The sequence below is a fragment of the Polymorphospora sp. NPDC050346 genome, assembly GCF_040655695.1.
GTDB lineage: Bacteria > Actinomycetota > Actinomycetes > Mycobacteriales > Micromonosporaceae > Polymorphospora > Polymorphospora lycopeni.
Genome location: NZ_JBFAKM010000001.1, coordinates 73,002 through 93,904, shown reverse-complemented (window position 1 = coordinate 93,904; position 20,903 = coordinate 73,002). Strand labels below are relative to the sequence as shown.

General features: G+C 72.8%; 16 protein-coding genes. 13 read left to right on the top strand and 3 right to left on the bottom strand.

Going from position 1 to position 20,903, the window contains the following annotated elements; all coding sequences use genetic code 11:
• Positions 1–26: 26 nt before the first annotated feature.
• From AB0I42_RS00405 to gatB, 12 genes are all read left to right on the top strand, one after another.
• Positions 27–821, top strand: a complete 795-nt coding sequence (locus AB0I42_RS00405; protein WP_357532760.1) for an electron transfer flavoprotein subunit beta/FixA family protein — start codon at positions 27–29, stop codon at positions 819–821.
• Positions 822–833: 12 nt separating this feature from the next.
• Positions 834–1,793: an electron transfer flavoprotein subunit alpha/FixB family protein gene (locus AB0I42_RS00400; protein WP_357532758.1), complete on the top strand. Its 960-nt coding sequence runs from the start codon at positions 834–836 to the stop codon at positions 1,791–1,793.
• Positions 1,794–1,887: 94 nt separating this feature from the next.
• Positions 1,888–3,066 (top strand): cysteine desulfurase family protein, encoded by a 1,179-nt coding sequence (locus tag AB0I42_RS00395; protein WP_357532756.1) that lies wholly within the window; start codon positions 1,888–1,890, stop codon positions 3,064–3,066.
• A gap of 84 nt (positions 3,067–3,150) precedes the next feature.
• Complete coding sequence (gene mnmA / locus AB0I42_RS00390) at positions 3,151–4,221, top strand: tRNA 2-thiouridine(34) synthase MnmA (RefSeq protein ID WP_357532754.1); 1,071 nt, start codon at positions 3,151–3,153, stop codon at positions 4,219–4,221.
• Between the two features lie 948 nt (positions 4,222–5,169).
• Positions 5,170–6,174: a methionine synthase gene (locus AB0I42_RS00385; RefSeq protein WP_357532752.1), complete on the top strand. Its 1,005-nt coding sequence runs from the start codon at positions 5,170–5,172 to the stop codon at positions 6,172–6,174.
• Between the two features lie 216 nt (positions 6,175–6,390).
• Positions 6,391–7,410, top strand: coding sequence for an ADP-ribosylglycohydrolase family protein (locus AB0I42_RS00380; RefSeq protein ID WP_357532750.1), 1,020 nt, complete (start codon positions 6,391–6,393; stop codon positions 7,408–7,410).
• A gap of 40 nt (positions 7,411–7,450) precedes the next feature.
• A complete protein-coding gene (locus AB0I42_RS00375) occupies positions 7,451–7,576 on the top strand; it encodes a hypothetical protein (protein WP_357532749.1) in 126 nt (41 codons plus the stop codon).
• A 172-nt stretch (positions 7,577–7,748) separates the two neighbouring features.
• Positions 7,749–9,875: an NAD-dependent DNA ligase LigA gene (gene ligA / locus AB0I42_RS00370; protein WP_357532747.1), complete on the top strand. Its 2,127-nt coding sequence runs from the start codon at positions 7,749–7,751 to the stop codon at positions 9,873–9,875.
• A gap of 200 nt (positions 9,876–10,075) precedes the next feature.
• On the top strand, positions 10,076–12,196 hold the full coding sequence (locus AB0I42_RS00365) for an EAL domain-containing protein (RefSeq protein WP_357532745.1): 2,121 nt from the start codon (positions 10,076–10,078) through the stop codon (positions 12,194–12,196).
• Between the two features lie 219 nt (positions 12,197–12,415).
• Positions 12,416–12,715, top strand: coding sequence for an Asp-tRNA(Asn)/Glu-tRNA(Gln) amidotransferase subunit GatC (gene gatC / locus AB0I42_RS00360; RefSeq protein WP_357532744.1), 300 nt, complete (start codon positions 12,416–12,418; stop codon positions 12,713–12,715).
• Between the two features lie 2 nt (positions 12,716–12,717).
• A complete protein-coding gene (gene gatA, locus AB0I42_RS00355) occupies positions 12,718–14,196 on the top strand; it encodes an Asp-tRNA(Asn)/Glu-tRNA(Gln) amidotransferase subunit GatA (protein WP_357533421.1) in 1,479 nt (492 codons plus the stop codon).
• Between the two features lie 110 nt (positions 14,197–14,306).
• Positions 14,307–15,809, top strand: coding sequence for an Asp-tRNA(Asn)/Glu-tRNA(Gln) amidotransferase subunit GatB (gatB, locus tag AB0I42_RS00350; RefSeq protein WP_357532743.1), 1,503 nt, complete (start codon positions 14,307–14,309; stop codon positions 15,807–15,809).
• Positions 15,810–15,853: 44 nt separating this feature from the next.
• Here the strand turns inward: gatB and AB0I42_RS00345 are convergent, their stop codons facing one another.
• From AB0I42_RS00345 to AB0I42_RS00335, 3 genes are all read right to left on the bottom strand, one after another.
• Positions 15,854–17,464: a metallophosphoesterase gene (locus tag AB0I42_RS00345; RefSeq protein WP_357532741.1), complete on the bottom strand. Its 1,611-nt coding sequence runs from the start codon at positions 17,462–17,464 to the stop codon at positions 15,854–15,856.
• Positions 17,465–17,541: 77 nt separating this feature from the next.
• A complete protein-coding gene (locus AB0I42_RS00340) occupies positions 17,542–18,717 on the bottom strand; it encodes a PQQ-dependent sugar dehydrogenase (protein WP_357532739.1) in 1,176 nt (391 codons plus the stop codon).
• A 192-nt stretch (positions 18,718–18,909) separates the two neighbouring features.
• Entirely contained in the window at positions 18,910–19,995 is a 1,086-nt protein-coding gene (locus AB0I42_RS00335; RefSeq protein WP_357532737.1) for a hypothetical protein, read from the bottom strand.
• 212 nt (positions 19,996–20,207) lie between these two features.
• Between AB0I42_RS00335 and AB0I42_RS00330 the strand changes: the two genes are divergently transcribed.
• Entirely contained in the window at positions 20,208–20,831 is a 624-nt protein-coding gene (locus AB0I42_RS00330; protein ID WP_357532736.1) for a GNAT family N-acetyltransferase, read from the top strand.
• The last annotated feature ends 72 nt before the right edge of the window (positions 20,832–20,903 follow it).

Below are 20,903 nucleotides of genomic sequence, written 5' to 3'. Positions count from 1 at the left end.
ACCTACAGGAGGGTCGTCGAAACACGATGAACATCGTCGTACTCGTCAAGCAGGTGCCAGACTCCGGCTCGGAACGGAGCCTGCGCACAGACGACAACACCGTCGACCGGGAGTCGGCAAACAACGTCATCAACGAGATGGACGAATACGCCATCGAAGAGGCGCTGAAGATCAAGGAAGCGTCCGGCGGCGACATCACCATCCTGACCATGGGCCCCGACAAGGCCACCGACACCATCCGCAAGGCGCTGTCGATGAGCCGCGGCAGCGTCTTCATCGACCGGGCCGTACACGTCGTCGACCCCGCCCTGCACGGGTCCTGCGCCGTCGCCACCTCCAAGGTGCTCGCCGCCGCACTCGGCACCCTCAACGCCGACCTGGTCCTGTGCGGCGCGGAGTCCACCGACGGCCGGGTCCAGGTGCTCCCGCACATGCTCGCCGAGCGGCTCGGCATCGCCGCCCTCACCGGCGCGCGGAAGCTCACCATCGACGGCGGCACCCTCACCGTCGAGCGGCAGACCGAAGAGGGATACGAGGTCGTCACGGCCAGCACCCCGGCGGTCGTCTCGGTCTGGGACACCATCAACGAGCCCGGCTACCCCTCCTTCAAGGGCATCATGGCCGCCAAGAAGAAGCCGGTGCAGACCCTGTCGCTGGCCGACCTCGGGGTCGCCGCCGGCGACGTCGGCTTCGACGGAGCCACCAGCGCGGTCGTCGAACACGCCAAGCGGCCGCCGCGCACCGGCGGCACCCGAATCACCAACGAGGGCGAGGGCGGCGTCAAGCTGGTCGAGTTCCTCGCTTCCGAGAAGTTCGTGTGAGAGGTAGCGGTCATGGCTGAGGTACTCGTCGTCGTCGAAGCCACCCGGGAATTCGGCGTCAAGAAGGTAACGCTCGAACTGCTCACCCTCGCCCGTCAGCTCGGCAGCCCCTCCGCCGTCGTACTCGGCGGACCGGGCGCCACGGCGCGACTGTCCGACAAGCTCGCCGAGTACGGCGCCGAAAAGATCTACGCGGCCGAGAGCGAGGAGATCGACGGCTACCTGGTGGCGCCCAAGGCCACCGTCGTCGCCGAACTCGTCAAGCGGGTCCAGCCCGCCGCCGTCCTGCTCGCCGCCAGCCAGGAGGGCAAGGAGATCGCCGGCCGGCTCGCCGTCAAGCTCGACAACGGCGTCCTGTCCGACATCGTCGACCTCGCCGCCGACGGCACCGCCACCCAGGTCGCGTTCGCCGGCTCGACGATCGTCAAGTCCAAGGTGACCCGCGGCCTGCCGCTGGCTACCCTGCGGCCCAACTCGCTCGCCCCGGCGCCCGCCCCGGCCACCCCGGCCGTGGAGCAGGTCGAGGTGCAGCTCGGTGCCGCCGACAAGCTCACCCGCGTGGTCGAGCGGGTCGCCGAGCAGAAGGGGGCCCGGCCCGAGCTGACCGAGGCGTCCGTGGTCGTCTCCGGCGGTCGCGGCGTCGGCAGCGCCGACGGCTTCAAGCTCGTCGAGGATCTCGCCGACGCGCTCGGTGGCGCCGTCGGCGCCTCCCGCGCGGCCGTCGACGCCGGCTACTACCCGCACCAGTTCCAGGTCGGGCAGACCGGCAAGACCGTCACCCCGCAGCTCTACATCGCGCTCGGCATCTCCGGCGCGATCCAGCACCGGGCCGGCATGCAGACCTCGAAGACGATCGTCGCGGTCAACAAGGCCGACGACGCCCCCATCTGGGAACTGGCCGACTTCGGCGTCGTCGGCAAGCTCGAGGAGGTCGTACCACAGGCCATCGAGGAGATCCGCAAGCGCAAGTGAACCCGGCTGCCCGGTGACCGCCAGGTCACCGGGCCGCCGCATTGTCGACGCTGGCCGCGGGTGTGCCCGGCCCCGACGGATAGGCTGGAGAGCGATGGCCTATCTGGATCACGCCGCCACCACGCCGATGCTCGACGAGGTGATCGAGGCATACGTCGCCACCGCCCGCGAGGTGGGCAACGCGTCGTCGCTGCATGCCGCCGGCCGGTCCGCCCGCCGCCGAATCGAGGAGTCGCGCGAACGCGTCGCGGCGGCCCTCGGCGCCCGCCCGTCCGAGGTCATCTTCACCGGCGGCGGCACCGAGAGCGACAACCTCGCGGTCAAGGGCATCTTCTGGGCCCGCCGGGCCGCCGACCCGGGCCGTACCCACGTCGTCGCCAGCGCGGTCGAACACCACGCCGTGCTCGACACCGTCGAATGGCTGGAACGGCACGAGGGCGCCAGCGTGACCTGGCTGCCGGTCGACGCCGCCGGCCGGCTCGACCCCGACGGGCTGCGCGCCGTGCTCACCGCCCAGGACGGGCAGGTCGCCCTGGTCACCGCGATGTGGGCCAACAACGAGGTCGGCACCCTGCAACCGGTCGAGAAGCTCGCCGCGGTCGCCGCCGAGCACGACGTCCCGTTCCACACCGACGCGATCCAGGCCGTCGGCCAGGTGCCGGTCGACTTCGCCGCCAGCGGGGCCGCCGCCCTCACCGTCACCGGCCACAAGCTCGGCGGGCCGGCCGGGGTGGGGGCGCTGCTGCTGGCCCGCGAGGTGGCCTGCACACCGCTGCTGCACGGCGGCGGGCAGGAACGCGACGTACGCTCCGGAACCCTGGACACCGCCGGCATCGTGGCGTTCGCCGTCGCCGTCGAGATGGCCGTACGCGACCAGCGCCGGTACGCCGAGCAGGTCGGCGCACTACGCGACGAACTCGTCCGGCGGGTACGGGCCGCCATACCCGACGCGGTCTACAACGGTGATCCGGCCGACCGGCTGCCCGGCAACGCACACTTCTCGTTCCCGGGCTGCGAGGGCGACGCGCTGCTGCTCCTGCTCGACGCCGGCGGCATCGCCTGCTCGACCGGGTCGGCGTGCTCGGCCGGCGTGGCCCAACCGTCCCACGTGCTGCTGGCCATGGGCGCCGACGACGACCGGGCCCGGTCCTCGCTGCGCTTCACCCTCGGCCACACCTCCACCGGCGCCGACGTCGACGCGTTGCTGAACGTGCTGCCGGGCGCCGTCGAACGGGCCCGCCGGGCCGGGGCGGTCCGGTCCAGCCGTACCTGACCGGGGTGGTGCGGGGCCGCGGCGCCGGCGTGCCGGGCGGGCGGTGCGGGCGGCTACCCTCGACGGAGCGAAAGGAGCGGTGCGGTGAAGGTCTTGGCAGCCATGTCCGGCGGGGTCGACTCGGCGGTCGCCGCCGCGCGGGCGGTGGCGACCGGACACGACGTCACCGGGGTGCACCTCGCGCTGGCCCGCAACCCGCAGACCTACCGGTCCGGCGCGCGCGGCTGCTGCACGCTGGAGGACTCCCGCGACGCCCGGCGGGCCGCCGACGTGATCGGCATCCCGTTCTACGTCTGGGACATGGCCGACCGGTTCCACGAGGACGTCGTCGACGACTTCGTGGCCGAGTACGCCGCCGGCCGTACCCCGAACCCGTGCCTGCGCTGCAACGAGAAGATCAAGTTCGAGGCGGTGCTCGACCGGGCGGTGGCGCTGGGCTTCGACGCCGTCGTGACCGGTCACCACGCCCGGCTCGGCCCCGATGGGCTGCTGCGGCGCAGCGTCGACACCGCCAAGGACCAGTCGTACGTGCTCGCGGTGCTGCGCCGCGACCAGCTCGACCGTTCGATCTTCCCGCTCGGCGACTCCACCAAGGCGCAGGTCCGCGAGGAGGCCACCCGACTCGGGCTCGCCGTCGCCGACAAGCCCGACTCACACGACATCTGCTTCATCGCCGACGGCGACACCCGGCGGTTCCTCGCCGAGCGGCTCGGCGAGACGCCCGGCGACATCGTCGACGGCGCCAGCGGCGCGGTGGTCGGCGCGCACACCGGGGCGTACGCCTACACGGTGGGCCAGCGACGCGGGCTGGCGCTCGGCGTACCGGCGCCGGACGGCCAGCCGCGCTACGTGCTGTCGATCACCCCGAAGACCAACACGGTGACCGTCGGACCGGCCACGGCGCTGGAGGTGTCCAGCGTGACCGCCGACCGTCCGGTATGGACCGCCGGGCCGGCTCCCGTGGCGCCGGTCGAGTGCGAGGTGCAGCTGCGCGCCCACGGCTCGGTCGTGCCGGCGACGGTCACCGTCGACGACGGTGTGCTGCGGGCGGAGATGCGCCGGCCGGTACGCGGGGTGGCGGCCGGTCAGGCGATCGTCGCGTACCGCCCGGACCCGGCCGGCGACATCGTCCTGGGATCGGCGACCATCCGCTGACGGCGCAGGCCAGCCATGGCTGGCAGGCCGGCGGGCCGGCGGTGGCAAGGTCGACGGCGGTGCTCCCCGGCGACCGTTCGTGATCGTCTGCGGTTCAGACACCTCGGCTACGGCGTGTCGAACGCCTGTGCCGCAGACGATCGAGGCCGGGTGTCGGGCGGTCGGGCGGTCGGGTGCCGGCGGTCGGGTGTCGGGCGGTCGGTGCGGCTGGTCGGGTGGGCTGGTGGGGTATCGCCGTTCCGGTCCACAACAAAGTCCGCGTATCCCCAGCGAGTTTGCTGTGGACCGGGACAGCAACCCCGGTTTGCTGCCTGCCCCGAGGCCGCTGGTGATCGTCTGCTGTCCAGCCGTTCGACTCGCCGTGTCGTGACGGCGGAACAGCAGACGATCACCGCACTGAACCGCCCCGCCCGCTGTTACCCGCCCAAGGACCCGCCGCCCGGCCTGGCCCCGCCCACCGCGTTTTGCCTCACCCGCCCGGCCTGGCACCGCCCACCGCCCTTCGCCCCCACCCGCCCGGCCGGGCCCCGCCCACTGCGCTTGGCCCCCACCTGCTCGGCTTCGTCATACCTGCTCGGCTTCGCTCCACCTGCTCGGCTTCGCCCGACAGCGTTTGGCCCCGCCGCACCTGCTGCGTCCGCCTCGTCTCGCCTCGTCACGCTGATCAAGGTCTTGTTGACGGTTTTCCCAGTTCGTTTGTCCTTTACATCCCCTTGATCGGCGCGGCTGCGGCGGGCGCGGGGCTGTGGCGGGCCTTCGCGCGGCTGTGGCGAGCCTTTGCGGGCTGTGGCGGGCTTCTGGCGGGCTTCGTGGGCTGTGGCGGGCCTTCACACGGCTGGGAGGCCGGCTGTGGCCGGCCCTCGCCGGGGCTTCGCGTGGTTGTGGGGCGGGCGTGGTGCGAGCCCGGTCCGGCGGGTGGTGGTGAGTGGGTGCGTAGAGTCAGCGGGCGTGACTGACGCTACGTGGCCGTGGCCGGTGGGTTCGGCGTCCGGGATCGGCTCGATGCCCGGGACCGATGTCGCGGAGGCGCAACGGATCATCTTCGGCGAGCTGCCCACCCTGCCCCACCTGCCCGAGCTGCCGGAGCGCGGACCGGGCGCCGACATGATCGGCCGGGGCGCCGGGCTGCTCGTCGACCTGCCGGTGGAGTTGTATGCCGGTCGCTGGCGCATCGCCGGGCATCCGGGTCGTGACCTGCGTCGTACGCATGATCTGCTGGAACGCGACCTGGACCAGTTGACCGAGCAGGGCGACGGGCTGGCCGGGCCGGTCAAGATCCAGGCGGTCGGGCCGCTGACCCTCGCGGCCGGGATCGACCTGCCGATCGGCGGCCGGATGCTGCGTGACCACGGGGCGGTACGCGACCTGGCCGGTTCGCTCGCCGAGGGGTTGCGGAACCACGTCGCGGACGTACGGCGGCGGCTGCCCCGGGCCACCGTGCTGCTGCAACTCGACGAACCCTCGTTGCCCGCGGTGCTGGCCGGACGGGTGCCGACCGAGAGCGGCTTCAGCGCCTACCGGGCGGTGGAGCCGGGTACCGCGACGGCGTTGCTGCGCGAGGTGGTCGAGGCGGTGGACACGCCGGTGGTCGTGCACTGCTGCGCGCCGGACGTACCGCTCGACCTGGTGCGGGCGGCCGGGGCGACCGCCGTGGCCCTGGACCTGGCGCTGATCGGGCAGCTCGACCCGTTGGGGGAGGCCATCGACGCCGGGCTCGGACTCTTCGCCGGTGCGGCGCCGGCGGTGGCGCCGCCCGGTGCCCGTCCGCCGACGTCGGCCGGGGTCGCCCAGCGGGTCCGCCGGGTGTGGGGCGAGTTGGGGTTCCCGGCCCGCCGGCTGGCCGAGCAGGTCGTGGTGACGCCCGCCTGCGGGCTGGCCGGGGCCACCCCGGCTTACGCCCGCGCGGTCCTCACCGCCTGCCGGGACGCCGGCCGCCGCCTGCACGAGGACTGAAGCGCCCGGCCCGTGGACCGGGTGGGGTGATCGTCTGCTGCTCAGCAGTGCCCGGCCCGGCGTGTCGACTGCCGCAACCGCAGACGATCACCGTCCGGGAAGCGCGAACGGGCCGGGAAGCGCGGGCGGGCCAGGGCGAGCGGGCTGGGGAGCGCGAGCGGGCCAGCCAGCGCGGGCCAGGGCGGGCGGGCTGGGCGCTGGCCCGGATGGGCGATCATGGTCGGCATGTCCCGATCCGACTCCGCCCCCCGCCGCGCCTCCGGTTCACTGTTCGGTCTCGCGTACGGTGACGCCCTCGGCAAGCCGACCGAGTTCATGACCGTCGCGGCGATCACCGCCCGGTACGGCCCCGACGGCCCGCGTGAACTGGCCGGGAATCCCGCGCTGGTCACCGACGACACCCAGATGGGACTGGCCGTGGCGTGGGCGCTGCGCGAGGCACCCGCGGCGACGCCCGCCGTGCTGGAGCCGCTCCTGCGTCGACGGTTTCTCGACTGGGCGATCAGCCCGGACAACAACCGGGCGCCGGGCAACACCTGCCTGCGTGCCTGTGCCGAGTTGTCCACCGGTCGCCGGTGGCAGGAGGCGACGGTCGCCGACTCGAAGGGCTGTGGCGCCAACATGCGGGTCACCCCGGTCGGCCTGGTTCCCGGATACGACCTGGACACGCTCGCCGGTGTCGCGCAGTTGCAGGCCGGCCTCACCCACGGCCACCCGACCGGGCTCGCGGCGAGCGAGCTGACCGCGTACGCGGTCCGGGTCGTGCGTGACGGCGCCGATCTGACCGAGCTGCCGCGACTGCTGCGGGACCGGGCCGTCGGGCAGCGTCGGGTCTACCGGGGTGACTGGCTCGGCGACCTGTGGCGGCAGGGTGGCGCCGGCTCGCCGGAGGACTTCATCGCCGCCGGCTGGGACGAGTGCCTGGCGGTGCTGGACCGGCTCGACGCGGCGCTGGAGCGGCGCGACGACGGCGGTGACGTCTGCCGCGACACCGGGGAGGGCTGGATCGCCGAGGAGGCGCTGGCCAGTGCGCTGCTCTGCGTACTGCGGCACCCGGACGACCCGGTCTCGGCGCTGGCCCGGGGCGCCACCACCGCCGGCGACTCCGACTCGATCGCCTGCCTTGCCGGGGCGGTGCTCGGTGCCGCGTACGGGATGGCCGCCTGGCCCGACGGGTGGGCCGAGCGGATCGAGTACGCCGACCAGTTGGCCACGCTCGGCGCCGGCTGGGACTGAACCGGCCCGGTACGCGTCCCGCGTCGCTAGCGTCGGCGGGGTGAGCAGGAGTCCCCGCCGTCGTGGCGGGCTGCGGGTGGTGTTGCTGGCCATCGCGGCCGCGGCGCTGGTCTGTGTGCTCTGGATGGCCGGGGTCGCCGCCTTCCGGCTCTCGATCGGGCGGTAGCCGCCGCCCGACCCGCCCACCACCGCTCACGCCCGCCCCGCTTCGCCTCGCCCGGCCGGGCGAGCCGCGTGCCCGCCCCGTCCGGCCGGCGTGCCCGCCCCGTCCGGCCGGCGAGCCGCGTGCCGCACCGGTCCGGGCGGTCTTACCGTGCTGGTGAGCGAGGAGGTGGCCGGTGTCCGATGAACTGACCGGCGAACTGCCCACGCCCGAGCAGGAGGCCGGGGCGGGGGTCGAGCCGCCGCCGGACGTACGCGACCGGCACGCCACGCTGAGCGTGGAGGTCACCGACCACCAGTACCGCTATTACGTGCTCGACGCGCCGACGATCAGCGACGGCGAGTTCGACCGGCTGCTGCGTGAACTGGCGGAGTTGGAGGAGCGCTATCCGGCGCTGCGGACCCCGGATTCGCCGACCCAGCGGGTCGGCGGCACCTTCTCGACGCTGTTCACCCCGGTCGAGCACGCCGAGCGGATGATGTCGCTCGACAACGTCTTCGACGACGCCGAGCTGACCGCCTGGGCCGAGCGGGTGCGCCGGGACGCCGGGGGACCGGTGCCGTTGCTGTGCGAGCTGAAGGTCGACGGGGTCGCGATCAACCTGACGTACGAGGGCGGCCGGCTGGTGCGGGCGGCGACCCGTGGCGACGGCCGGACGGGGGAGGACGTGACCGGCAACGTCCGCGCGATCCGGGGTGTGCCGCGGCGGCTGTCCGGTGCCGGCGTACCGGAGCTGATCGAGGTGCGGGGCGAGATCTACTTCCCGGTCGAGGCGTTCGCCGACCTCAACGCGGGCCTGGTCGAGCAGGGCCGGCCGCCGTTCGCCAACCCGCGCAACGCCGCCGCCGGGAGCCTGCGGCAGAAGGACCCGCGGGTCACCGCCGGCCGGCCGTTGCGGCTGGTCGTGCACGGCATCGGGGCCCGGCGCGGGTTCGACCCGGCCACCCAGTCCGGGGCGTACACGGCGCTGAAGGGCTTCGGCCTGCCGACCGGCGAGCACGTCCGGGTGGTGCCGGACCTGGCCGGGGTACGCGAGTTCGTCGCCCACTACGCCGAGCACCGGCACGACGTCGGGTACGAGATCGACGGGGTGGTCGTCAAGGTCGACCCGGTGCCGATCCAGGGCCGGCTCGGCTCGACCAGCCGGGCGCCGCGCTGGGCGATCGCCTTCAAGTACCCGCCGGAGGAGGTCACCACGAAGCTGCTCGACATCGACGTGAACGTGGGGCGGACCGGCCGGGTGACGCCGTTCGCCGTACTCGAACCGGTCCGGGTCGCCGGCTCCACCGTCGCGCTGGCGACCCTGCACAACGCCCGCGAGGTGGCCCGCAAGGGCGTGCTGATCGGCGACACGGTGGTGGTGCGCAAGGCCGGTGACGTGATCCCCGAGATCCTCGGCCCGGTCGTCGACGTACGCCCGCCCGACGCCCGACCGTTCGTGATGCCGGACCGCTGCCCGGCGTGCGGTACGGCGCTGGCGCCGGCCCGGGAGAGCGACGTCGACATCCGCTGCCCGAACGCGCGGACCTGCCCGGCGCAGTTGCGCGAGCGGGTCTTCGCGCTGGCCGGGCGCGGCGCGCTCGACATCGAGGTGCTCGGCTACAAGGCGGCCGGCGCGCTGCTGGAGGCCGGGGCGATCGTCGACGAGGGCGATCTGTTCGATCTCGACGCCGGGAAGCTGGCGGGGGTGCCGTTCTTCGTCAACGCCGACGGCTCGCTGGGCGGCAACGCCGGCAAGCTGCTGGCCAGCCTGGCGGCCGCCGGCGACCGCCCGCTGTGGCGGGTGCTGGTGGCCCTGTCGATCCGGCACTGCGGCCCGACCGCCGCCCAGGCGCTGGCCCGGCACTTCGGCTCGATCGCGGCGATCGAGGCGGCATCGGAGGAGGAGTTGGCGTCGGTGGAGGGGGTCGGCCCGACGATCGCGGCGAGCGTGAAGGAGTGGTTCGGCGTCGACTGGCACCGTGAGGTGGTGCGCAAGTGGGCCGCCGCGGGCGTACGGATGACCGAGGAGCGGGCCGCCGAGGGGCCGCGTCCGCTGGAGGGGGTCACCGTCGTGGTGACCGGCACGTTGTCGAACTACTCGCGGGACGGGGCGGCGGAGGCGGTTCAGGCGCGCGGTGGGCGGGTTAGTGGCTCGGTGTCGAAGAAGACCAGCTTCGTGGTGGTCGGTGACAATCCCGGCTCGAAGGCGGACAAGGCAATTTCTCTGAAACTACCCATTTTGGATGAGGCAGGATTCGACGTTCTGCTGATGCAGGGGCCGGAGGCGGCCGCTAGCGTTGCCCAAAGTAGTGAATCATGAGCTTTGGGTAGTAAATCGCGGGTATTCTGCAGTCAATCGCGGAACGTGAGTATTTTCGGCAACTGATTACGTATTCCAAATTAGTCACGACACAGTCCCTTTGTCCCCCGAGGTCGCAGCCCTGGCCGGTCGGGGAGTTTGATGGAGCATCACCAGCGCGGCATCAGGTCGTGCCCCGGCGAGAGACGGCGGGAGGTCCGATGGAGGCCGCAGCGCAGCGGAACTCCGTTCCCCCCGAGCGGGCGTTGCCGTTCTTCACCTTCGTCACCGCGATCGTGACCCTGGCCGGCGCCGTCACCGCCGTGTCACTGGTCGCGCTCCCCAGCGAGATCCCGGCCCTGCCGGTCGGGTTCTGGCTGATGGCCGGCCTCGCCGTCGTCTGCGACGCCCGCCCCTTCACCCCGCCCGGCCGCCGCCAGAGTTCGGCGGTGTTCCCGTCGATCTGCTTCACCTTCGCCATCATGCTGCTGTGGGGCGAGGCACCGGCGATCGCCGTACAGGCGGCGGCCGTCGTCGTCGCCTCCTGGCGGATGCGGCACACCGTGTGGCGGACCGTGTTCAACATCGCCCAGTACGCCCTCGCCCTCACCGCCGCCTACACGGTCATCCGCCTGGCACCCGGCCTGCCGTACGTGGTGACGGTCGTCGCCGCGGCGGCGACCTGGTTCGCCGTCAAGTACGGCACCGTCACCGTCGCCATCCGGCTGCTGACCGGCGGCCACTGGTGGCGCTCGGTCAGCCACGGGCTCGCCTTCGAACTGCTCTCGACCGGTTCGCTGCTGCTGCTCGGCCCGATCCTGGCCAGCGCCGCGCGGACCAACGCCGCACTGATCCCGCTGGTCGTCGTACCGCTCTACGCCGTCTACCGGATGGCCCGGCTGTCGACCGAGCACGAACAGGTCGGCCGGCTCGACCCGCTCACCGGCCTGGCCAACCGCAAGGCACTGCTCGGCGAGGTCGCCGACCGGCTGCCCGCCCACGCCGAGCGCGCCGCCCGGCACGCCGCCGAACGGCACCTCGCCCTGCTCGTACTCGACCTCGACCGCTTCAAGCACGTCAACGACGCGCTCGGGCACGCCGTCGGCGACCGCCTCCTCGTCGAGGTCGCCGGCCGGCTGACGGCGGCCGTACGCCCGCAGGACGTGGTGGCCCGGCTCGGCGGCGACGAGTTCGCCATCCTCAGCGGGCGCCTCGCCGACCCGGCCGAGGCCACCGACCTCGCCGCCCGGATCGTCGAGGTGCTCGCCGAACCGGTACCGATCGACGGCCTCCCGCTCGACGTCGGCGGCTCGATCGGCGTCGCCGTCTACCCCGAGCACGGCGAGGACTTCGAGACCCTGATGCGGCACGCCGACGTCGCCATGTACGACGCGAAACATCGCGGCGACGCCGTCGCCGTGTACGCGCCGGACTCCGACCACAGCTCGCCGGAACGGCTCAGCCTCCTCGCCGACCTGCGCCGGGTCCTGGAGACGACCGGCCCGCAGCACTCCGGTGGCGGCCCGGCGACCGGCCGGGAAACCGCCACCGCCGGTCGGGCCGGTGCCACCGCCGGCCGCGAGGCCGGCGGCGCGGGCGAGATCACCATGTACTACCAGCCGCAGATCGAGATCGCGACCGGCGAGGTGGTGGGCGTCGAGGCACTGCTGCGCTGGCGGCACCCCCGGCGCGGGATGGTCGACCCCGAGGAACTGATCCGGGTCGCCGAGCAGAGCGCGGTGATGCGGCTGCTCACCCGGCGGGTCGTCGACGACGTGGTCGAACAGGTCGCCAAGTGGGCGGCGGCCGGCCTGCCGCTGCGGGCGGCACTCAACGTCAGCGTCCGCGACCTGCACACCGGTGAGATCGCCGACCAGATCGACGACCGGCTGACCCGCTACGGCGTACCGCCGGACCGGCTCCAACTGGAGATCACCGAGGGGGCGCTGATGGCCGACCCGCGCCGGGTCCTGGCCACCATCGCCCGGCTCGACCGGATCGGCGTCGCGATCGCGCTCGACGACTTCGGCACCGGCTACTCGTCCATGCAGCACCTGCGCCGGCTGCCGCTGTCCGAGGTCAAGGTCGACCGGTCGTTCGTACTCGGCATGACCGGCGACGCCGACGACGCCGCGATCGTCCGGTCGATCATCGAACTGGCCGGCGCGCTCGGGCTGCGGGTCGTGGCCGAAGGGGTCGAGGACGAGCGGACCTGGCGGATGCTGCACGAGGCGGGCTGCCACGTCGCCCAGGGCTGGTTCTACGCCCGCCCGATGCCCGCCGACGAGCTGGCCGCCTGGCTGGCCCGCTACCACCCCCTACGCCCCCACCTGACCACCTGACCCCGCCCCCACCCCGCCGCCCGACCGGGCTACGGCCGGCCCGGCGCCGCCCGCCGCAAGATCCGTGTGATCAGGGAGTTTGGCGGGCGGCGCGCCGGCGACACGCCAATAACAGTCCCTGATCACGGGGATCACGGGGGAGTTGGCGGGGCGGGGGGAGGCGCCGCCGGGGCGAGAAATAGACTCGGCCGGTCACGTTTACGCACGAAGGGGGCGCAGATGGCCGCCATCTCCCGCGAAGAGGTCGCGCATCTGGCGCGCCTGTCGCGGCTCGCAGTCACCGACACCGAGCTCGACACCTTCGCCGGCCAACTCGACGTCATCCTCCAGGCGGTCGCCCGGGTCGGTGAGGTCGCCGCCGCCGACATCCCGCCGACGTCGCACTCCGTGCCGCTGACCAACGTCCTGCGCGACGACGTGGTGGTGCCGGGCCTTACCCCCGCCGAGGCGCTGTCCGGTGCACCGGACGCCGAGGGCAACCGGTTCCGCGTACCGCGGATCCTCGACGAGGAGGCGTGACCATGGCCGACCTGACCAGACTGACCGCGACCGAGATCGCCGCGCGCATCGCGTCCGGCGAGGTCTCCGCGGTCGAGGTGACCGAGGCCCACCTCGACCGGATCGCCGCCGTCGACGAGCGGGTGCACGCCTTCCTGCACGTCGACGCCGAGGGCGCGCTCGACGCGGCCCGCGCCGTCGACACCCGCCGGGCCGCCGGCGAGGAACTGGGCCCGCTGGCCGGGGTGCCGATCGCCGTCAAGGACGTGCTGACCACCCGCGGCGTGCCGACCACGGCCGCGTCGCGCATCCTCGAAGGCTGGCGTCCGCCGTACGACGCGACGATCGTCGAGCGGTTGCGGGCCGCCGGCACCGTCATGCTCGGCAAGACCAACATGGACGAGTTCGCGATGGGCTCGTCGACCGAATACTCCGCCTACGGGCCGACGTTCAACCCCTGGGATCTCGGCCGTATCCCGGGCGGGTCGGGTGGCGGCAGCGCCGCCGCGCTGGCCGCCTACGAGGCGCCGCTCGCGATCGGCACCGACACCGGCGGTTCGATCCGGCAGCCGGGGGCGGTCACCGGCACCGTCGGGGCGAAGCCGACGTACGGCGGCACCTCCCGCTACGGCCTCATCGCCTTCTCGTCCTCTCTGGACACCCCGGGCCCGTGCGCCCGTACGGTGCTCGACGCCGCGCTGCTGCACTCGGTCATCGGCGGCCACGACCCGCGCGACTCGACCTCCGTCCCGCAGCCGGTGCCCGACGTCGTCGCCGCCGCCCGGGCCGGGGCGGCCGGCGACCTGACCGGCATGCGGCTCGGCCTGGTCCGCGAGTTCGCCACCGAGGCGGGCGGCGAGCCGGGTGTGACCGCCGCGTTCCGCGACGCCGTCGACGCGCTGACCAAGCTCGGCGCCGAGGTGGTCGAGGTGTCCTGCCCCCACTTCGAATACGCCCTGCCGGCCTACTACCTGATCGCGCCGAGCGAGTGCTCGTCCAACCTGGCCCGCTTCGACGGCGTGCGCTTCGGCCTGCGGACCGGCGACGACGGGGTGCGGTCGCTGGAGGAGGTCATGTCGCTGACCCGCGACATGGGCTTCGGCGCCGAGGTGAAGCGGCGCATCATGCTCGGCACCTACGCCCTCTCCTCGGGCTACTACGACGCCTACTACGGGCAGGCGCAGAAGGTCCGTACCCTGATCAGCCGCGACTTCACCGCCGCGTTCGAGCAGGTCGACGCGCTGATCTCGCCGACCACCCCGTTCGTGGCGTTCCCGCTCGGGTCGCGTACGGCCGACCCCTACCAGATGTACCTGGCCGACCTGTTCACGATCCCCAGCAACCTGTACGGCGGCCCGGCCATCTCCGTCCCCTGTGGACTGTCGGAGGGACTGCCGGTCGGGCTCCAGGTGATGGCGCCGACGATGGCCGACGACCGGATGTACCGGGTCGCCGCCGCCCTCGAATCCGCCGTCGGCACCCTGACCCCACCCGCCCTCTGACGAGTTCGACGCCCCCGGTCGGGACGCCGGGCCACCCCCGTCGGGGTGGCGCGGTGCTGCACTAGGCTGGTGCACGTTCTGTCCGGATGCCGTCGTGAGCTGGAGTGTTGATGAGCACGATCGTCCTGCCGCCATACGACGACGTCGTCGCGCGCTACGAGCCGGTGATCGGCCTGGAGACGCACGTCGAACTGGGCACGAACACGAAGATGTTCTGTGGCTGCCCGACCGACTTCGGTGGCGAGCCCAACACCCGGGTCTGCCCGGTCTGTCTCGGTCTGCCCGGCTCGCTGCCGGTCGCCAACCGGGCGGCGATCGAGGCGACGATCCGGATCGGGCTGGCGCTCAACTGCTCGATCGCGTCGTGGTGCCGCTTCGCCCGGAAGAACTACTTCTACCCGGACATGCCGAAGAACTTCCAGATCAGCCAGTACGACGAGCCGCTGTGCGTCGACGGCTGGCTGGACGTCGAGGTCGACGGTGAGATGGTCCGGATCGGCATCGAGCGGGTGCACCTCGAGGAGGACACCGGCAAGACGCTGCACATCGGCGGCGCGACCGGGCGGATCCACGGTGCGACCGAATCGCTGGTCGACTACAACCGGGCCGGTATCCCGCTGGTCGAGATCGTCACCAAGCCGATCCCGGGCACGGGCGCCAAGGCGCCGGACGTGGCCCGGGCCTACGTCACCGAACTGCGCGACGTGCTGCGCTCGCTCGGCGTCTCCGACGTACGCATGGAGGAGGGCTCGCTGCGCTGCGACGTCAACACGTCGCTGAACGTTCCCGGCGGCCCGTGGGGCACCCGCACCGAGACCAAGAACGTCAACTCGCTGCGCTCGGTCGAGCGGGCCGTCCGGTCGGAGATGCTGCGCCAGGCGGCGGTGCTCGACGGCGGCGGAAAGATCGTGCAGGAGACCCGGCACTTCCACGAGGACACCGGCGACACCACCCCGGGCCGCTCGAAGGAGACGGCGACCGACTACCGCTACTTCCCCGAGCCCGACCTGGTGCCGCTCGCGCCGGACGCCGCCTGGGTGGAGGAGTTGCGGACGGCCCTGCCCGAGCTGCCGCGGGTGCACCGCAAGCGGCTCCAGGAGCAGTGGGGCCTGTCCGACCTCGACATGCAGTCGGTGCTGAACGCCGGCGCGGTCGAGCTGATCGAGCAGACCATCGCCGCCGGTGCCACGCCGGCCGGTGCCCGCAAGTGGTGGCTGGGCGAGCTGTCCCGGCGCGCCAACGAGCAGGGCATCGAGCTGGCCGCCGTGGGCGCCACCCCGGAGCACGTGGCCGAGCTGCAGCGGCTGGTCGACGAGGGCAAGCTCAACGACAAGCTGGCCCGTGGGGTGCTCGAAGGCGTCGTCGCCGGGGAGGGCACCCCGTCGGAGATCATGACCGCCCGTGGCCTGGAGGTCGTCTCCGACACCGGCGCGCTGACCGCCGCCGTGGACGAGGCGATCGCCGCCAACCCGGCCATCGCCGACAAGATCCGGGACGGCAAGGTCGCCGCCGCCGGTGCCCTGGTCGGTGCGGTCATGAAAGCCACCCGGGGCCAGGCCGACGCCAAGACCGTACGCGACCTCGTCCTGTCCCGGCTCGGCGTCGAGGGCTGAACTCGCCGATTCGGCCGGCGCCACGCGGGCGCCGGCCGAATCGTTCAGCGGGTCGGGGACGGGGTCGGTGCCGTCGGTGACGGCGAACCGTTGAGCGGTACCTCCGGCACCTCGGGTTTGATCACGTGCCGTTCCAGTGCCACCTGCGACTGGCCGGTGCCGCCGACCTGGATGTCGTCGTACGCCTGGAGAGCCTTCTCGGCGTCGAAGTAGAGCACCGACATGGCCAGCGGCAGCGGCTCCTCGCCTTCGAGGCCGCGTAGCCCGGCGCCGCCGGTCGACCCCTGCACCAGCAGGCGGGTCGCCTGCTGGTCGGGGACCTGGCCCAGCATGCTCTCGGCACGTTTGTGGGTGTGGCCGGCCAGCACCAGCGGGGTCACGCCGGACAGCGGCCCGGCCGACGCCGGATCGTGGACGAGCGCGATGTCGACCGGCTCCGGGGTGGCCCGGATCGTGTCGGCGAGCCGCTGCCCGACGCCCTGGATCTGCTCCGTGGCCTGCTTCGTCTGGCCGGATCCGGCCGGGGACGTCTCCTTGTCCGGGGTGAAGCGCGGGTCGCCGATCCCGGCGATGCTCAGCCCGGCGACGTTCGCGATGGTGTTGTCGAGCACGACCGAGTTGCGCTGGCCGCCGATCGCCGCCTCGGTGGTCGGCGAGTCGTGGTTGCCGCGGATGTAGACGTACGGGACACCGAGCAGGCCGATGGAGCCGACGAAGGACGCCTCCGGCTCGCTGCCCCAGTCGGTGATGTCGCCGGTGTCGATCACCGCGTCGATGTCCCACTGCTCGACGATGGTGCGGATGATCTGCCAGGCGGTCGGGTTGAGGTGCAGGTCCGACACGTGCAGGATGCGGGTCGTGCCCTCGGCCGGCTCGTAGACCGGCAGCGTCGACACCGTCGTGTAGATCCGGCCGACGTTGCCGATCAGTCGCTGCAACTGCTCGGAGTATTTCGTGTAGTCGTTGGCGATCCGCCGTGCGTCACCGACGATCGCCGGTGCGTTGACCAGGAGTCCTTCGTACCGTGGCTCCTCGATCGACTGCGGGCGCAGGGTGAGCGCGGCCGTGCCGAGACTGCCGGCGGTGATCGCGAGCGCCAGCGCGCCGGACCAGGCGACCCGGCGTACGTTGCGGAACACCAGCGCCGACAGCACGAGGGTGGAGAGCACGGACACCGCGATCGTCTGCGCGCCGAGCCGGACGATTCCCGTGGTCACGTCGTGTACGGCGGTCTGGCTGGCCCGGGTGATCCCGGCCGGGTCGCCGATGAGTGCCTCGGTGCGGCGCTGGTCGAGCGCCCCGAGCCGGACGTTGAGGTGGGCCGGCCCGTCGTGGCTGTCGAGTTGCAGGGCGCCCAGCGGCGGGATGCTGAACGTGGTGCCGCCGTCGGTCGACGGGGTGATCGACATTTCGGCGGTGAACGGCCCGACGTCGATCTGGTTGCGGGCCCCGATGAGTACGCCCGCCACGACGCCGACGAGGGTGACGACGAGGACGGCCAGCCCCATCCCGATCCGGCGGCTGGCCCGCGACGCGGCGGCGCGCTGGAGATACCGGCCTGTGGCGCGTACGCCGTCGGGCAGCGGCCGGCCGCGCGCCGGTGTCTCCGGCGCGCCTTCGGCAGCACGGTCCTTGCCGGTTTTGTCCTCTTCCATGCTCACATCATCACCCTGCCCACGCGGCGATCTTGTGAAACGAACGCGCGTCGCGCGCGAATATCGGCTGCCCGTCGTCAGCTCTTACCCGCTCCGCCGCCGGAGAAGACCAACCGGAGGATGCGGTCGTCATCCGGCGCCGGCTCCCCCCGTCCGTCGTGATTGGAGGTGGTGACCCAGACCGACCCGTCGGGGGCGGTGACGGCGGTACGCAGCCGGCCGTACTCGCCGGTCAGCATCGCCCGGGGCTGCCCGAACACGGTGCCGGATCCGGTCAGTTCGACCAGCCACAGCCGTTCGCCGCGCAGACACGCCGCGATCAGCAGCCGCTCCAGCGCCGCGACGCCCGAGCACGACGACTCGTCGGTCCGCCAGGTGACCAGCGGATCGACAAATCTGGGGTCGTTGCCCCTGCCTTCCTTTTCGGGCCAGCCGTAGTTCTTACCCGGCTCGATCAGATTAATCTCGTCCCACGAACTCTGACCGAACTCGGTCGCGTAGAGGCGGCCCTCGCCGTTCCAGGCGATGCCCTGCACGTTGCGGTGGCCGAGCGACCAGACCAGCGAGTTGGGGAACGGGTTGCCGGCGGCGGGCTTGCCGTCCGGCGTCATCCGCAGGATCTTGCCGCCGAGACTCTCCCGGTCCTGGGCCAGCCCGCGCTCCGACGCGTCGCCGGTGGTGACGTAGAGGAAACCGTCCGGGCCGAACGCGATCCGGCCGCCGTTGTGGATGCCGGACAGCGGGATGCCGGTGACCACCGGGGTCGGCTCGCCGCCGAGGGTGAGCCGGGCGACCCGGTTGTCGTCCTCGGTCGAGTAGTAGACGTACACCGTCTGGTCGGTGGCGTAGTCGGGCGACACGGCGATGCCCATCAGCCCGCCCTCGCCGGCCGCGTCGACCTCGTCGAGGGTCTGCACGGTGGTGACCTTGAGGCCGTTCGTGTCCGACTCCGGACCGACCTTCAGGATCTTGGCGGTGTCCCGCTCGGTGACCAGTGCCCCGCCGTCGGGCAGGAACGCCACGCCCCACGGCACGCGCAGCCCCTTGGCCAGCACCGTCGAGGCGACCTCCTGGCCGGCGCCGGCGGGCGGGGTCGCCGACACCGACGGGGTCGGGAACGTCGGCGGCTCGCCGGCCGGGTCCGGGGGCGGGTCGCCGAAGGCGCAACCGCTGGTCAGGAGGACCAGGGTGGCGACGGCGGCGACGGCCGCGCGGGTGCGGCCGACAGGGGAGTACGGGGGACGGGCGTTCACCCCACCCACCCTATCCGGGTGACGCCCCGATCCCGTACGTCCCGCCCCGCCCTCCGCCCGCCGGGTCGGTCGCTCTCGTCCGGCGCTCCATGATCGCGCCGATCAAGGAGAAGTGTTCCGGCATTCGTCGCGTACCGGACACGACTTCTCCTTGATCAGCGGGCCTGCCGCGCCCGGGCGCGGCGCGGTGGGTCAGTCCTTGGAGGTGAAGGTGGACAGGAAGCGGTACGGCACCACGGTGCCGGCGTTGTTGAAGCAGATGATCGAGACGTTGGCGTCGAGCCCGACGTACGTCCACGGCCACGTCAGGTGGCAGTACTCGGGGCCGGTGCCCTGGGCGACCACCTGCGCGTGGGTCTCGGCGAAGGCGAGCTGGGGGTAGGTCAACTGCCAGATCGGCCCGCCGGACAGCGTGTTGAACCCGAAGCCGAGCAGGTAGTTGAAGTTGGTCTGACCGGCGAACGGCGAGAAGTAGCCGAAGTACTTCGGCGGCGCGAACGAGCCGATCACCGACCGCTCGCGGTGGTACGACAGGTTGAACTCGGTGGCGGTCAGCACGCCGGCCTGGTTGAAGCAGGTGACGATGGCGACGATGTCGAGCCCGCTCGGGCCCCAGTTGCCGATCTTGCAGCGGCGCGGGGCGCCGGCCGTGCTGATCGCCGTCACCTGGAGGTTGCCGGACGGGCCGGCGGTCCCCCCGACGCCCGCGAGGGTGACCTGGTACTGCCCGGGTGGGCCGGGAAGCACGCCGACGCCGCCCCCGGTCGAGTTGTACGCCTGCACGATGCCGCCGGCGGCGGTGGACCGTACGTAGGCGTGGGTGCCCTGGCTGACCGGGACGACGCCGGAACTCAACGTCCAGAGGATGGTGAACGCGGTGTCGGAGGGGCTGCCGCCGGGTGCGTGGCACTGCACGGTGACGAGCTGGTCGCCACCGGCCGGGCCCGAGTTCACCACCTCGCAGTAGTGGCCGGTGCGGTTGACCGGCGTGACGTGGACGATGCCGGGGACCGACGTGGCGAGCTGGGGGAACCTGACCTGGAACCGGCCGAGGGCGATCTTGCCGCCCAGGGCCCACAGTCCCGGGAAGCCCGGCTTCCAGCTTCCCCACTGGCGGGTGGTGTTGAGGATGGACCAGGTGGGCACGGTCGGGTTGTCGACGAGGGCGAAGCCCCAGCGGTCGGCGGCGGCGGCCTGCGCCGGGGCGGCCCCGGTCGGTACGACGGCCACCAGTGCCGCGACGAGCGCGGCGGCGAGTATGAAGGGACGGATGCGCATAACCACTCCCATCGAATGAGGTCGATTGGGAGTCGAGCATTACATTGTCAACTATCTATATCTGTCAGATCTTGCGCTCAGTCAGCATGGTGCCGAACCCGCCAAGCGCCCTATCCCGGGCCTCGACACCACGATCCCGACGGCCGGCTGCCCCGGCGCCGCCGCAGGCGGTACGGTCGGCGTCGCAGCACCGATCCCGGGAAGGGGAGCACGTGACACGCTCGGACCAGCGTCCCGCCCCGGTACGCCGGGTGGGGCCGGAAGCCGTCGCCGACGTGTCGGCCGTGCTGGCCGAGGCGTTCGACGGCTACCCGTTCACCGGCTGGACGGTCGCCGCCGACCGGCACCGGGACCGCCTCACCGGGCTGTTCCGGCTCACCGTCGAGCGGGTCGGCGTGCCGTACGGGGAGGTCTGGGCGGCCGACGGCGCCGACGGCCGGATCGCCGGCGCGGCCGTGTGGCTGTGGCCGGACCGGGAGATACCCGCGCCGGTGTGGGCCGCGCTCGCCCCGATGGAGGCGGAGTACGCCGGAGACCGCCGCGCGGCGATGGAAGTGGCCGGCACCATCTCCGCCGGACTGCGCCCGGACAGCCCGCACCTGGTGCTCGCCACCGTCGGCGTACGGCCCTCCGCGCGTGGGCGGGGGATCGGGCCGGCACTGCTCGCGCCGGCACTCGCCGAGGCGGACCGCACCGGCACACCGGCCTACCTGGAGACGTCGGCCCCGGCCAATCTCGACTTCTACCGCCGGCTGGGCTTCGCCGTACGGGCCCGGGCCCAGATCCCCGGCGGCCCCCAGGTCTGGGCGATGCACCGCCTACCCACCGCCACCTGAGCCGAAGCGGGGCGGCGCGGGGCGCGCGCCCCCGCCCCCCCCGCCCCGCCCGGCCTCCGCCCCCCGCGCGGG